This window comes from Actinocrinis puniceicyclus (assembly GCF_018283645.1).
Classification (GTDB): Bacteria; Actinomycetota; Actinomycetes; order Streptomycetales; family Catenulisporaceae; genus Actinocrinis; species Actinocrinis puniceicyclus.
Genome location: NZ_JAGSXH010000130.1, coordinates 1 through 14,238, shown reverse-complemented (window position 1 = coordinate 14,238; position 14,238 = coordinate 1). Strand labels below are relative to the sequence as shown.

Below are 14,238 nucleotides of genomic sequence, written 5' to 3'. Positions count from 1 at the left end.
GGGTCTGGCCGGTGCCGAAGCCGTCCTGCGCCTGCGCGCCCTGCACGCCAATGGCGACCTCGACGCCTACTGGGACTACCACCTGCAACGCGAACACGAACGCGTCCACGCCTCACGATATCTCGATCGCTTGATACCCATCTGACGCACCCTCAAGGAGCCGCACCCAATCTATATGGCGACCATTTGCCAGTGCTGGCTGATGTCGCCGGTGTCGGTCTGCTGCACGATCGCGGCGTTGTCAGCGGTCGAATCGCCGCGCACCCCGATGACCTTGCCGCTGCGCACGCTGACCAGCTTGGTGAATCCGCCGCCGGCGTCCACGAGCGTCCAGAGCTGATTGGTGCCGCCGTCGGCCGACCACTGAATGATCGGGACGTCGTCGGCCGTGGAACCGCCGTTGACGTCGACGAGCAGGCCGGAGGCGACGTTCGTGATCGTGAAGGTGCCGCCGGCGGCCGCGGGGGCGAACGTCCAGTGCTGGTTGGCGCCGTCGTTGACGCTCCATTGGATCAGCGCCGTGCCCGCGCTCTTCGAGGCGCCGGGATCGTCCAGGGCCTTTCCGCTGCGCCGGTTGACCAGCTTGTACGTCGTGCTGACCGGCACATTCGGCGTGACCGTCGTGGCGCCGTCGGCGCCGATGGTCACGGACTGGCTCCACGTGCCGGCCTTGACCGTGGTCATGGCTCCCGGCTTTCCATGGATCGTCGCGGACGTGACCCGGCCCGCGCTCCAGGTGATGTCCACGGTGAAGGCACCGCGCGCGGGCACGCCGGTGACGCTGCCGGAAGCCGACCAGGCCGACGGCGTCGCGGGCAGCAGTTCGATCAGCCCCGGCCGGGAGTACAGCAGCATTTCGAGCATGGCGCTCGGCGTGCCGAAGTTGGCGTCGATCTGGAACACCGAGCTGCTGCTGCTCAGGTTGTACATGTCGAACATGTTGATCGCGGCGCCGTTGCCGTAGTTCACGGACGGGCGCAGGACGGTCATCACCGCTTGATATGCCTTGTCAGGGTTCTTCAGTCGCGCCCAGCAGGCGGCGCGCCAGGCCATGCCCCAGCCGTATGTGCTCATGCCGCGAGCGGTGAGAAGGTTGGTCACGCCGGTGAGCAGCGCCGCCGGGCTTTGGTCGGCCGTGATGCGGTCCCCCGGGAAGAGACCGATCAGCGGGGAGAGATGCCGGTGCGCCGGGTCGCCGAGGTTGTCAGGGGTCATCCACTCCTCAAGCCATCCGGTGGTCGGACTGACCTTGGGGAGATAGAGCTTGGCCCGCAGAGCGCTGATCGTGGCCGCGTAGGCGGCGTCCTGGCCGAGGGTCGCCGCCGCGGCTGCGTAGTTCGCGAACAGCTGCCACACCAGTTCCTGTGCGTAGGTGATGCCCTTGGCGTTCGTCGGACCCTGTTCCGGCGACCAGTCGCTGTCGTCTATGAGCAGACCGGTACCCGGATCGGTGATCAGCCGCGCCTCCCAGAACTGGCAGGCTCCCTTCAGCAGCGGGTAGATCTTCTGGAGATAGGCGGTGTCCTGCGTGTACAGATAGTGGTCGTAGAGCGTGTTGCTGATCCACGCTCCGCCGGCCGGGTGCCACCACCAGCCACCGCCTCCCCAGATGTTCGCGCTGATCGCGGTCGTCCAGCCCGCAACCCGGCCGCTCGAATTGCGGAAACCGTTACGCGAGTCCTGAAAGAGGGATTGCGTGGTAGCAGTCCAGCCGGGCAGTTGCGCGAGACAGTAGTCAGCGAAGACCTCGAAGCACGAGGGAAGGCCGACGCGGTCCGCGAGCCAGTAGTTCATCTGAATATTGATATCGGTGTGGTAGTCGCTCATCCAGGCCGGGTTGTTGTTGTCCAGCCAGACTCCCTGCAGGTTCGCCGGCAGGTTTCCGCGCGAGCCGGTGATCGCCAGGTATCGGCCGAACTGGAGGTAGCTCGCCTCCAGTTCCGGGTCGGGCGATGCGCCACTCGCGGCGCGTGCCGCGAGTCGCGAGCCGGTGTCCATGGCGCGTTGGGCAGTCGTCGACGTGCCGAGGTTCACCGTCACGGTGTCGTAGAGCGCCTGATAGTCGGCGACATGCGTGGCCAACAGGGAATCCGCGGACACCCCGGCGGCAGCACGCGCCTTACCCAGCGCAACGCTAAGCGGGTTGATGTTCGTGTCGCGATAGTTGACCGCGGCGTTCGGCGTGTAGTTCGTGCCACCGCAGAACACGATGACAACTTCGCTGCATCCTGTGAACGTCACCGCAGCGCCGTTCACCGACAGTGCCCCGCCGCTCGCCGCGACGGCCGCCACACAGGCGTAGGCCAGGCCGTTGGCCAGGCTGCCCGTGAACGACGCGGTCATCGCGCTCGAATCGGCGTGGGTGCTCTCGCCATGCGTGCCGCTCAGAACCACGCTGCCGGTGTAGATGCCGCCGCCGCTCTGCTTGAGGCGGACGATCACGACGTCGTCGGGACGGCTGGCGTACGCCTCGCGCGTATACGTGACGCCGCCGGTCTGGTAGGTCGCGGAGACGTAGCCGTTGCTCAGATCCAGGATGCGACGGTAGCCGGAGACCGCCGAAAGGGTATGAGCCGGGACGTTCACGTGGGCCCTGGCCAGGGACTGGAAGGACCCGAATCCGCTCGCGTCGTAAGAGAACTGGCCATCGCTGCCCAGGCTCGCGTTGGCTCCCCCGGTCCACAGACTCGTCTCGGTGAGGAAGTACGCGTCCGCCGCGGGATCACCGGTCACCATCGCACCGAGTCGGCCGTTGCCGATCGGCAGGCCCTCCTGCATGACGGCCGATTCGGACCCGGGTGACTGGTACCAGAGCGTGGTGGCAGCCGAACCGGGCACGAGGACCGGCGCATCGGGCCGCAGCGGCGTCCCGATGGCGGCGGCGGAAGCTGCCTGCGCAGCAGCGCCCGGCGAGCTGCCAAGCAAGGTGAACGCACCGAGGCCGGTACCGATTCTCAGCACGTCGCGACGCTTCGGCTGTGGCGTCATGGCATCCCCTTCGTCGGTGATCCCGCTGCGGAGGCGCCGCAGCCCGATCTCGAGCGGAGTGACTCAGATCTGATATGTCGTAACCATCGTTGAGACGAGTCTGCGAACCGGGGTCGCACGACGGCTGTTCGCCGTAGCGGAGTCGACTGAGACCCCGGTCCACACAGAAGCAACAGCAGGTCCACGGCACCCGGGACGAATGCCGCGCCTAACGCCGCTGCGACGAACCCGCGGCCGAGACGCCGGCATTGACCACGACGAGCGCCGTGGCGATGACGACGATCCCTTCGGTGCTACGGACTTGTGCAGCTGAGCGTCGGGGTTGACGGTGTGCCGTTGGCGAGGAAGCCGAACGTGGTCGCCGCGGACGGCTGTAGCGAGCCGTTGTACGAGGCGTTGCCGACCGATACGGACGACCCGCTTGTCGTGAGGGTTCCGCTCCATGCCTGGGTGATCGTTTGGCCTGCGCCGAGTGTCCACCGCACGGTCCAGCTGTTGATGGCCGAACTGCCGGCGGTCACCGTGACCTGCCCCTGGAACCCGCCTGGCCACGAGTTGACCGTCTGGTAGGCGGCGCTGCACGCCCCGCCGGACACCGAAGAACTCGACGGCGAAGGCGATGCACTGGCCGACGCGCTGGCCGATGCACTGGCCGATGCGCTGGCCGATGCACTGGCCGACGCCGAGGACGACGAAGTGCCGGATTGGAACTGGGTGAAGAAGTTCCAGACGACGCCGGAGGTCCAGGTGTGCCAGCCGTCGCCGGTGCTGCCGTCGATGGGGCCGGGGTCGTGGCCCGCTCCGTCGAACGCGGCCCAGACCACCGGGTAACCGGGCAGGCAGCCCGAGTACGCGGTGACGATGTGCGTCAGGCTCCCGTACGCCGGTTCCGGCGGGTTCTGCGGGGTGCAGTGGTTGTTCCTGACGAAGGTGTCACGCAGCGTGCGGCCGTTCGCGATGGGCAGGACGTTGTCGCGGATGCCGTGCAGTCCGATGTAGGCGACCGGCTGGGTACCGGGGTTGCATCCGCTCAGGTTCGCCCCCGAGTAGACCGCGACCGCGCGGAAGACGTTCGGCCGGGCGCAGGCCAGCGCGTAGGTCATCGCGGCGCCGTAGCTGAAACCGGAGGAGAAGATCTGCGTGGTGTCGATGCAGAGGCCTGACTCGAACTGGTTGAGCATGTCGTCGACGAAGGTGAGGTCCTGGCCGTTGGTGTTGCCCCAGCCGTTGTTGATGCCCTGTGGGGCGACGAAGATCGTGCCGTTGCCCGCGGCGTCGGCCAGCCGGCGCAGGCCGTAGTAGGACCAGTTGTATCCGTCGGTGCCTCCGGAGTCGACGTCGTTGGAGGTGCCGCCGAGCCAGTGGAATCCGAAGACCAGCCGGTAGGGGTGGTTCTGGTCGTAGCCGGAAGGCAGCCGAAGGATGTAGCTGCGGGTCTGGCCGCTGCTCTGGATGGTGTGGCTGCCGCTGGCCAGCGCCGGCGCCTTGCCGCACCCGGCGGTGCTGGCTAGTGGCGCGCCGGGTGAGGTGGCCGCGGTGGCGCGCAGGCCGCCCCCGACCACCAGGGCGGCGGCGGCCGCGATGAGGACCGTCACGAGTGCGACGGGTCCCAGGAAGGTTGTTCGTTTCGGCATACGCGACCGACTCCCTCGGCTGTCTGTCCTTGATTTCACGCGGTTGACCCAGCACGCAGGGAGCCGACAGAACCGTCGCCGCGCACACGTGTTGCGCACGACATGTTTGCGCCTGTTCGCATCGGTGAGCGCCACCAGGTCGGTCACATCCATAGCAACTCATCCCATGTCCTGCAATCAATGGCGCGCTGAATAGCCCAAAACCTCCGGCGAAACGCAGCACTCGCCGAAACTTTCATCCCATGTCTCCGCGTGTAGCAGTGCGGGTGGGACTCATTGCGGGCTGCCGTCGACCGGACGGCCCGCCTCGCGGCGGCAACAGGTCCGGCGCATGAAAATCGGTCATCCGCGCCAGGCTGGCGAGGCGCACCGCGAGCACCTGTGGCCATCGGCGGGTGAAGCGATCAGCGCCGGGCAGGCCGGCATCCGAACACTGCGACGCTGTACGTCAGATCACGAACTCAGCCTGCGTACGCGTGCTACGCGATCGCGATGCGCGCGGCCTGGACGGCCTCGATGAACGGCTCCGGGGGGTAGGTAGGAATGCCTGACGACGTAATGGCAGACCAGGTCCAGTGCCGCCGGCCACTCGCCCTCGGGCGTTAGCACCCTGATTTTCGCGCTGCCGAGGGTGAGCGCGGTGCGTTTGACCAGACGGGTGTCCTGTCTCGTCGCCGCTTTCAAGGCACATGTCGCACCAGCGTCCGTTGCGCCGAACCGATCGCGTCCGGCATTGCGCTGGTAGGTCGTCGTGGTGGTGGTCCACAATCGAAGCCGAACCGAAAGGGGTGGGAACGTGGACGGGCAGCGTCGTGCGAGCGGGTGCATGTTCGGGCTGGCATACGGTGATGCTTTGGGGAAGCCGACGGAGTTCATGCGCTACGACGAGATCGTCGCCGCGTACGGTCCGGGTGGTCCTCAAGCGCTGGAGGGCGATCCGGCTCTGGTGACCGACGATACCCAGATGACGTTGTGCGTGGCCGACGCGCTGCTCGCGGCGCTGGAGGAGCCGCCGCTCACGGCGGCGCGACTGGAGCCGCAGGCCCGGGTCCGGTTCATGGCCTGGGCGGTGAGCCCGGAGAACGACCGGGCGCCGGGAATGACGTGCATGCAGGCGATCGGGCGGCTCGCTGCGGGCACGTCGTGGGTCGAGGCGAGCGAGCGAGGGTCGAAGGGCTGCGGGGCGAACATGCGGGTGGCCCCGATCGGGCTGGTCCCGGGCCTGACCGACGTCGAGCGTGCGGCGGCGGCGCAGTTGCAGGCCGCGCTGACACACGGCCACCCGACGGCGCTGGCGGCCAGCGAACTGACGGCGTTCGCGGTGCACTGGCTGCGCACCGGCCTGGCTCCCGCCGAGTTGCCGGCCACGCTGCGCGAGCGCTGTCGCGAGCAGCGCACGGTGTATCACGGTGACTGGCTCGGTGAGCTGTGGCAGTCCCCCGGGGTCGAGGGCCCGGAGCAGTTCATGGCTCGCGGGTGGGATGAGTGTGTCGCGGTCCTCGACCGGCTCGACGCCGCGCTGGCGTCGCCGGATCGCGGTGGTGACCCGTGCGCGGCGACCGGGGAGGGGTGGATCGCGCAGGAGGCGCTGGCCACCGCTGTTCACTGCTTCCTGCTCCATCCCGGAGATCCGGTGGCGGCGCTGGGCCGGGCCGCCGCCACCTCCGGGGACTCCGACTCGATCGCCAGTCTGGCCGGTGCGTTCGCCGGGGCGGCGCACGGGTTCGAGGTGTGGCCGGCCCAGTGGGCGCGGCAGATCGAGTACGCGGGCGAACTGGAGCGGATCGGGCGTGCCTGGGACTGAGCCGGCCCGTCGCTCGCGCAGGAACCGCAGGACCGGCTGTCTCGGCGAGCGCACGCGCCGGGGCGTGGCCGTGTCCGACGAACGGCGATGAGCCCTCGCCTCGGCGTGGCGCGCTCGCCCGGCTGCGCCGAGGCGAGCGGCTGACTCGAGCGGCTGACTCGGCGGCCGAGTCGACCCGTTGAGCCAACCGGCCCCGGGGCCCGGCGGTTCGGGGGGCAGAGTTCTGTCACGATTACGCCACCGATCCGGCCGTACGGTCCGTCGGCGCGTTCTCGAAGCGTCGTATGGGTCGTATGAGGCGCCTGCGCATCTGACGGCCGGGACGGAAGCAGGCCGGCCGGACCTCCTCGGCCGGGACGCAGGCGCCCGGCCGCGTGCGCTGAATTCGGGATCAGGTCCCTGACCACAGGGGCCGAGACAGGAACCAGGGGATATCACCGTGCTCCACACTCTTCGACGGCGCTTGCCCGCCACGGCCCTTGTCGCCGGGCTCGCCCTCGCCGGATCGACCCTCTCCGCGGCGCCCGCCTTCGCGCAGGCCACGCGGCAGACGGCAACGCGGACGGCCGCGCTCTCGGCCTCCCAGTTCGACGGCAACACCCTGACCCGGGATTTGGAGGTGAACTTCGCGGACAACCACTGGAGCTGGACCGCGTGGAACGACTCGACGCCCGTCGCGTTCGGCTCGGGGCAACCGGACTACCAGTGCGCCGAGTTCGTCGCCCGGGCGCTGGCCGCCGCCGGCCTCGTTCCCGGCCTGAGCCCCGACGCCCCGCAGGACGACTACTTCCACTACCACGCGCCCAACGGCCAGGTTTACGACCTGCTGCTGATCACGCCGCTGCCGCAGTACAAGACCATCTACGACTTCCTCATGGACAGCGGTCTGGCCACCGACGTCGGTGACGACGAAGCCGCTGCCCAACCGGGCGACATGGTGGTGACGTACCTGGGCTACGACGGCGAGGCCAGCCACATGGGACTGGTCGCCACGGCGCCCACCGCCACCGCCGAGGCGACCGTCGACGCGCACAACAACGCCCGCTACCGCTTCGGCTACCACTATTACGCCCCGTCACACCTGGTGAAGCTCGTCCCGAACGCCTTCGTGACGGTGTGGGCCTGGGCCGCTGAGCAGTGGCTGTCACACGGCACGTCAGAGACCGTGAACCAGCACGCCACCGTGAACGACCGGATGGCGCGCGCCACCGACCCGACTGGTCCTCAGGTCTGACGCGCGACTGCCGAGGATCCGTCAGATTCTCGGACGGGTCAGGGATCCTTGGCCCGGCCGTTCTTTACACGGTCGGGTCAAGGATCGCGCGCATGAGGTGTGGTGCGTCTGGGTGATCTTGCTTCAGACTCCCACGTGCGTTGTCGAGATTTCATCACGAGGTTCCATGAGCTCGACAAACCTTGGGAGGACCGATGTACGTACGACCTCTTGCTGCGGCGGCCACGGCTTGCCTCAGCATCTCGATACTGGCCGCCGGCGCTTCGCAGGCGTTCGCCGCGACGGGCCCGGGCGGCTCCGCTCCGAACAACTCGCTGCCCGCCGGTGCCCAGTCACCCGGTGCGCATGTCTTCACGCCGCCGCACGCCGTCCGTATGACTCCGCGGGCCACGCCGGATGCCGGCGCATTCTCCGCGCCCGACTCCAGCCCGTTCTCCGCGCCCGACTCCGCGCCTGACGCGACGGTGAGCGTAGGCTGCGGCCCGACCGCCGGGGCCGATCTGCAGACCGCGGTGGACAACGCCGCGTCAGGTGACACGTTGGTGCTCAGTCCGCTCTGCGACTACAGCATCGACACCCCCGACCCGGCGTCCACCGACTCGGCGCTGTACGTGAACAAGACCCTGACGATCGACGGCAACGGCGCGACCATCCAGCGCGATGCCGGCGCCGCCGGCGACTTCCGGATCATCAGGATCGACGATCCGGGCAACCTCACCCTGGTCCACGTCACGGTGAAGGGCGGACGGGCCACCTATTCGACCACGAACGGCGACGGCGGAGGGATCGAGGTGAACGGCGCCGGCGCGGCGCTCACGCTCCGCGGCTCCCGAGTCGTCGAGAACGTGGCCCAGGAGGGCGGCGGCGGCATCGCCGACTACGGCGGCACGGTCACCGTCACCACCAGCACACTGAGCGGCAACCAGGCCGGCAACGGCGGCGGCGGCCTGGAGGAGGGCGCCGGCACCGTGACCTTCAGCAGCAGCCACATCACGGACAACACCGCCGACGCCTCGCTCTTCGGCTTCTCCGCCGTCGGCGGTGGCGCGGCCCGGATGGTCGGTGACGGCCAGTTGACGATCAACAGCAGCCCCATCACGGGGAACCAGGCGCTGGGCGGCTACACGTTCGGCGGCGCGATCGAGAACATCTCGGGCACCGTGAACCTGAACAGCAGCCCGGTCAGCCACAACACCGCCAGCGGCGACGCCGCCCGCGGCGGTGCGGTGAGCAACCTGGGCACTCTCAACGTCACCAGCAGCCCGTTCCGGAACAACACCGCGAACGGCACCGTGAGCGGCGGCCTCGGTGGCGGCCTTTCCGAGAACGGCGGACCGGCCACGTTCCGCAGCAGCCCCATCATGTTCAACACCGCCAGCGGCCCGGGCGCCGCGGGCGGCGGCATCTACGACGAGTATGGGCCGGTGTACCTCACCTCCAGCCCCGTGCTCTTCAACACCCCGGACAACTGCAGCCCGACCGGTAGCGTCCCCGGCTGCTTCTAGACCCGCCTAACCCACCGCAGCGGCGGAGGGCACCCGGATCGGGTGCCCTCCGTTCGCGTGTCCCCGGACAGCACCGGGCCCGCCCGCTATTCGTCGATCAGCAGCAGCGCGAGGGTCGGGCAGGACTGAACCGCCCGCTTCGCGTGCGCGAGCAGCCGCGGCGGAACGGGACGTCCGTCGAGAACCGGATAGCCCCAGGGGTCCGCGGTGATGAGTTCCGGGAGCAGTTCGATGCAGACCCCGTGCGCCTTGCACATGATCGGATTGAAGCGCAGACGCTGGCGCGGCTCGCCGCCGTCGCGCGTGGGATTGCTCACCGGGCCACCACTCCCCTCGCGGATGCGCCGGACAGGGCCGATGCCGCTCCCAGGCCCGCGCCCGGTTCCGCCGGGGTCGGCAGCAGCGGTGCCCGGCGCGCAGCCGGACACGGCCCGGAACGCGCGTGGGCGCGCACGTCCTGCGCGAAGACCGTCAGGGCGCTGGTGATCAGCCGGGTCGCGCCGTCCGGGAGGCGGCACGCGCCGCGTCCCGTGACGAAGCCCGTCATCCGATTCAGATAGGCGGGCGCTCGCTGGTCGCCCTTGAACGCCAGCGCTTCCAGCGCCGACGCGAGGGCCGGCAGACCGTTGACGCACGGCCCGCACTGGCCGGCGCTGTGCCGCGCCAGATAGCGCGCGACCCGGGCCGTTTCCGCCAGGCCGCAGGCCGCCTGCGGGAACGCCACGAAGACGCCTGCTCCCAGCGACGTGCCGGCCGCGGCCAGGCCGCGCGGGGTGACCGGAGTGTGCGGTGCGTCCGCGGCAGGCAGCCAGGTACCGAAGTAGCCGCCGACCAGCAGTGCCTGCAACGGCTCGGTGGCCCCGCCGGCGAGCGCGATCAGTTCACTGACAGGGATGCCGAGGGGGATTTCGTGCACGGACGGTGCGGCGACCGCGCCGCTGACCGTGACCAGCGTCGTGCCCGGTGCGTCGGGGGTGCCGGCCGCGCGGAACCAGTCCGGGCCGCGCCGGCAGATCAGGGCGAGGTGCGCCAGCGTCTCGACGTTGTTGATCAGGGTCGGGCGACCGCCGACGCCCCGCTCGAACGGGCGCGGCGGTGTGAAACGCGGCAGCGCCGGACCGCCTTCCACGGCGCTCACCAGCGCGGTCTCCTCGCTGGCGGAATAGCGCGCCGGCACGCCGACGACCACGACGTCGACCTCGTCCGAACGCACGGCCTCGCGCTGCGCGATCGCGTCCTGCACGGTCTGCCGGACCGCGGAGTCGTCCTCGTGCACGCACAGATACGCGGTCCGTGCGCCGACGGCGCGCGCGGCCAGCGCGATTCCGTCCAGCACCAGGTGCGGTGACCGGCGTAGCAGGGCGCCGTCCTTCCCGCTGGCCGGTTCGCCTTCGCAGCCGTTGGCGATGACGACCGGCTCGGACCGTGCACCGCGCCGCGACTTGGCCGCGCTGGCGGCGACGGCACGCATTTTGCGCTCGACCGGGAAGCCGGCGCCGCCGCGCCCGGTCAGCCCCGCCCGCCCGGCCGCGGCGAGCACCTGCTCGGCGGCGAGGGCCGGCAGCGCCCCGAAGGTGGCGACGTGGGTGGGAAGGTGCGCGGAACCGTCGAGCAGACCGGGCGGCGGTACGGCCGTGGGGAACTGCGCCGTGGGGAACTGCGCTGTGGGCAACTGCGCCGTGGGGTCAGAAGGCTGGCTCATTGGGTGCTCCCGCTGCTCGCGGTCAGGGTTCCGGTCACGGCGCCGCCGTTGATCCGGATGTGCAGGGCGAGGCTCAGCGCCGAGCCGGCCCGGTCGGTGAGCGCGGCGGCGAGGTCCCCGCCCTGGAGCGAGACGATCCGGCCCTGGTAGCGGCCCGGGTCGGCGGCCGGGCCGAAGCCGACCTGACTGGAGGTCATCTGCACACCGCCGTCGTCCAGGGCGGGACCGGACAGGACGACCTTGAAGGCGACCGGCGCGGCGCCCGAGCCCGTGCCCGATCCGGAGATCGTGACCGTGGCCTGGCCGCCCGAGGCGACCGTGTTGACCGTGCCGGTGATCTGCGCGGTCAGCGGCAGCGCGGGCAGCGCGGACGAACCCGAAGCCGTGGGGCCGGCCGACGAGCCGTTCTGCGCGGACGCTCCCGCCGCGCGGGCCTGGGCGAGCAGTTTCGCGGGAGTGCCGGCGCGCGCGGCCCAGCCCGAGGCGAGCGGCCCGGCCAGCGCCCAGGCGGCGACCGCGATGACGACCATCGCGCCGGCGAGCCCGGACGCGAGGCGGGCCCTGGCGTGTTGAGGCCAGCCCGAGGCGAGCCGCCAGAGGCCGGCGCCGAGCACGGCGGCGACGCAGAACACGACGAGGGCGAGAATCGCAGGGCTCTTCGGGTCGGTGCCGGTACCGAGACCGTGCATGATCGCCAGCGGCCAGCACGCGTACGCGGCCCAGTGCACTGCGCGCCAGGCGCGGTAAGGAATCCGGGTGCGCAGCAGACTCGTCGCGATCAGTGCGAGCAAGAGGTCGAACGCGACGGTGCCCAGGCCGAGCCACAGCGGCCGATAGCTCGAGACGAACGGGACGACCAGCGAGAAAAGGCCGACCGGCGCGTACGGGTCGAGCACCGCGGTGAGGATGTGCACCGCGAGGAACGCCACGGTGAGCAGCGAGGCGTTGCGGTGCACGCCGATCGTCGCGAATCGCGGCCAGCGCTCGCTGACGAACTTGACGGAGACCAGGATGCCCATGACCAGGCTGAGGGTGAGCAGCACCAGGGCCACCACGCCGGTGGCCCGGGTGGCGTACCACAGCGGCATGCTGGAACTGTGGACGGTCGCGGCGAGGTTCATGGCGGTCACACCGGTGGTGAGGGGACGATGGGACGGTTCGGGGCAGAACCCTGCTTCGCGTCCGGTTCGGCGGGCCAGCCGGCCAGCGTCAGGACGCTGCCGTCGTTGCGCACGAGCCGGGCGGGAAGGCCGAGCCCGGCCAGCCAGCGCGCGGCCGGCTCGCCGCGCACGATGGCGGCCGTCGCCGCGATGTTCGCGTCGACGCAGCTGATCGCCGCGACGCTCACGGTGCGCCAGCAGGACTGCGCGCAACGCCCGGTGAGCGGGTCGAGGATGTGGTGCATCTGCACCTCGCCGACGCTCCAGCGGCGCACGGTCGTGCTTGACGTCGCCAGTCCGCCTTCGGCCACGGTGACCAGCGGGCCGCGCTCGTCATCCGGCGTCCCGGTCGCGTCCGGGCCGTCGCGGTGGTCGTCGGCGATGCGGACGCGCCAGCCGCCGTCGGGCGACGGGCCCTGGACGGCCAGGTCGCCGCTCAGGCTCACCAGGACGCCGCAGTCGGCGGCGCGGTGCGCGGCGCGCGCGGCCCGGTCGGCGCCCAGCGCCTTGGCGGTCGCGCCGAAGTCCAGCGCGGTCCCCGGCTCGGTGCGCACCACGGCGCGGCTCGCGTCCCAGGAGACCGACCGCCAGCCCGGCGCTGGCGCGGGCCGCAGCACGCCGATGTCCGTGCCGGCGCAGCGCAGCAGTTCGAAGTCCCGGTCGTAGCCGGCCGCGGCCAGCGCGGCGCCGCAGGTCGGGTCGACCAGGCCATCGGTCAGCCGGGCCGCGCGCAGGGCCGTCTCCAGCGCCTCCGCGAAAAGCTCCCCGACGGGGACCGGGCGACCGGCGTCGGCGTTGACCCGCGACAGTTCGGAGTCGGACCGGAACCGGCTGCACGCCAGGTCGACGGCCTCGATCTCGGCGCGGGCCGCGGCGCAGGCCGCGTCGAGCCGGGCCGGATCGGCCGCCAGCACGACGGCGGTCCCCCCGAGCGCCGGGAACGCGGCGCGCCCGGGGTTCACCGGGGAAGGCGCCGGGGTGGTCACGAGCCGCCCGAGGTCACCTGGGACTGCCCGGAGCCGCCGGCCGGCGCGTTGTTCGGCGGCTGGAGACCGCTGCCGTTGGCGGACGAGGAGTTGCCCGAGCCGCTGGACGTGCCGGTCTGGCTCTGGCCCGCGCCGCCGCCGCTGGTCCCGGTGCCGTCCGTGGTGCCGGAACTGCCGCTGCTGCTCGAGCTCGTGCTGTCGCCGACGTTCAGGTGCGGCAACTGCGTGGGGATCAGGTGCGCGAATCCGGCTGCGGCGACGAGCGCCCCGGCCGCCGCCGCGCCGCCGATCCACCGCGTGGCGCGGCCGATCCGCTCGATCGCCTCATCGCGGGCGTTGACCGCCTCGCGTCGTGACTTACTCATGTGAACTCCCTCGTTGGGCCGGCTTCATCGCTGCCAGGCCGAGGCCAGGTGCGCGCCGAGCATCGCCGCCGCCACACCGCCGCCGAGCGCGACCGCGGCGATGGACCAGCGCAGGTTGCGCCCGCCGACCGCGCGCGCCGCGCCGTATGCGCGTGTACTGCGCAGGTCCGCGTGGACCAGGCCGGGCAGCCGCAGGATGTAGGCGAGGACATGGATGGTCATCACGCCGCCCCACAACACGAAGCTCGCCTTGTGTAGGAACAGCAGCGGGATGCCGTGATAGGTCGAACTCTTCGCCACGCCCAGCGCGATCCCGGTGCCGAGCACTCCGACTGTGGTGAGAACGACGAACGGGCCCAGGAGCCGCAACAGCGGCGTGGGCGGTCCCTTGCGCACATAATCGCGGCGTCCGGCGTAGTAGCTGGCGAACCGATAACCGGTGGAGCCGATCTTCAGGCAGACCGGGCCGACCAGGAGCAGACCGATGAAGTAGTGCCAGTACAGCAGGCCGCGCACGGACAGGATGGTCACGCCCTCGGCGGCGAAGAGCACCAGCAGGAGCGCACCGGTGATCGCGGTCAGCCGTTCGTTGCCGTCCGCGCCGCCGACCGGTGCGGCGGTCGGCACCTTACGGTGGGAAACGCTGCTGGTACTGGTCATCTGGCGCGGCGTCCTTTCTGTGTACCTCTCTTCCAGCATCGCGAGCGGGCCGTGTGAGACCGGTTCAGAACTTGCTCAGAAGTGGTAAAGATCAGCGGCGGGCGCCGATTCTCAGACGGATTTAAGGCATGGTCGCGGGCCGGGGCCCGGCTTCGGGCTCGGGCTCGGGCTCGGGCTGGGGCTCGGGCTCGGGCTCGGGC

At 70.6% G+C, this 14,238-nt stretch carries 12 protein-coding genes; 3 read left to right on the top strand and 9 right to left on the bottom strand.

Going from position 1 to position 14,238, the window contains the following annotated elements; all coding sequences use genetic code 11:
- Positions 1-171: 171 nt before the first annotated feature.
- The 3 genes from KGA66_RS24470 to KGA66_RS32560 all read right to left on the bottom strand — a co-directional run bounded on the left by KGA66_RS24470 (position 172) and on the right by KGA66_RS32560 (position 5,450).
- Entirely contained in the window at positions 172-2,988 is a 2,817-nt protein-coding gene (locus KGA66_RS24470) for a glycosyl hydrolase family 95 catalytic domain-containing protein (protein ID WP_211471080.1), read from the bottom strand.
- 293 nt (positions 2,989-3,281) lie between these two features.
- Positions 3,282-4,622 (bottom strand): CE1 family esterase, encoded by a 1,341-nt coding sequence (locus tag KGA66_RS24465; protein WP_211471077.1) that lies wholly within the window; start codon positions 4,620-4,622, stop codon positions 3,282-3,284.
- Between the two features lie 453 nt (positions 4,623-5,075).
- Positions 5,076-5,450, bottom strand: a complete 375-nt coding sequence (locus KGA66_RS32560) for a DUF7919 family protein (protein ID WP_498066744.1) — start codon at positions 5,448-5,450, stop codon at positions 5,076-5,078.
- On the opposite strand from KGA66_RS32560, the gene KGA66_RS24460 reads away from it, so the two are divergent.
- The 3 genes from KGA66_RS24460 (at position 5,419) to KGA66_RS24450 (ending at position 9,165) form a co-directional block, all read left to right on the top strand.
- Positions 5,419-6,426: an ADP-ribosylglycohydrolase family protein gene (locus tag KGA66_RS24460; RefSeq protein ID WP_498066743.1), complete on the top strand. Its 1,008-nt coding sequence runs from the start codon at positions 5,419-5,421 to the stop codon at positions 6,424-6,426. The two genes, KGA66_RS32560 and KGA66_RS24460, sit on opposite strands and share 32 nt — an antisense overlap.
- 463 nt (positions 6,427-6,889) lie before the next feature.
- A complete protein-coding gene (locus KGA66_RS24455; RefSeq protein WP_211471075.1) occupies positions 6,890-7,660 on the top strand; it encodes a hypothetical protein in 771 nt (256 codons plus the stop codon).
- A gap of 194 nt (positions 7,661-7,854) precedes the next feature.
- Positions 7,855-9,165, top strand: a complete 1,311-nt coding sequence (locus KGA66_RS24450; RefSeq protein ID WP_211471073.1) for a right-handed parallel beta-helix repeat-containing protein — start codon at positions 7,855-7,857, stop codon at positions 9,163-9,165.
- An 86-nt stretch (positions 9,166-9,251) separates the two neighbouring features.
- Here KGA66_RS24450 and KGA66_RS24445 read toward each other — a convergent pair whose 3' ends face one another.
- The 6 genes from KGA66_RS24445 to KGA66_RS24420 are packed head-to-tail and all read right to left on the bottom strand — an operon-like array spanning position 9,252 to position 14,038.
- Positions 9,252-9,482 carry a ferredoxin gene (locus KGA66_RS24445; RefSeq protein ID WP_211471071.1) on the bottom strand — a complete coding sequence of 77 codons (231 nt, stop codon included), beginning with the start codon at positions 9,480-9,482 and terminating at the stop codon, positions 9,252-9,254.
- Positions 9,479-10,867: an NADH-ubiquinone oxidoreductase-F iron-sulfur binding region domain-containing protein gene (locus KGA66_RS24440; RefSeq protein ID WP_211471069.1), complete on the bottom strand. Its 1,389-nt coding sequence runs from the start codon at positions 10,865-10,867 to the stop codon at positions 9,479-9,481. The genes KGA66_RS24445 and KGA66_RS24440 overlap by 4 nt, the downstream gene beginning before the upstream one ends.
- Positions 10,864-11,988, bottom strand: coding sequence for a ferric reductase-like transmembrane domain-containing protein (locus KGA66_RS24435; RefSeq protein WP_246508584.1), 1,125 nt, complete (start codon positions 11,986-11,988; stop codon positions 10,864-10,866). Before KGA66_RS24435 ends, KGA66_RS24440 begins: the two co-directional genes overlap by 4 nt.
- 5 nt (positions 11,989-11,993) lie before the next feature.
- A complete protein-coding gene (locus tag KGA66_RS24430; RefSeq protein ID WP_211471064.1) occupies positions 11,994-12,989 on the bottom strand; it encodes an FAD:protein FMN transferase in 996 nt (331 codons plus the stop codon).
- 20 nt (positions 12,990-13,009) lie between these two features.
- Positions 13,010-13,378 carry a hypothetical protein gene (locus KGA66_RS24425; RefSeq protein ID WP_211471062.1) on the bottom strand — a complete coding sequence of 123 codons (369 nt, stop codon included), beginning with the start codon at positions 13,376-13,378 and terminating at the stop codon, positions 13,010-13,012.
- A 24-nt stretch (positions 13,379-13,402) separates the two neighbouring features.
- Positions 13,403-14,038: a hypothetical protein gene (locus tag KGA66_RS24420; protein WP_211471060.1), complete on the bottom strand. Its 636-nt coding sequence runs from the start codon at positions 14,036-14,038 to the stop codon at positions 13,403-13,405.
- Positions 14,039-14,238 lie beyond the last annotated feature (200 nt).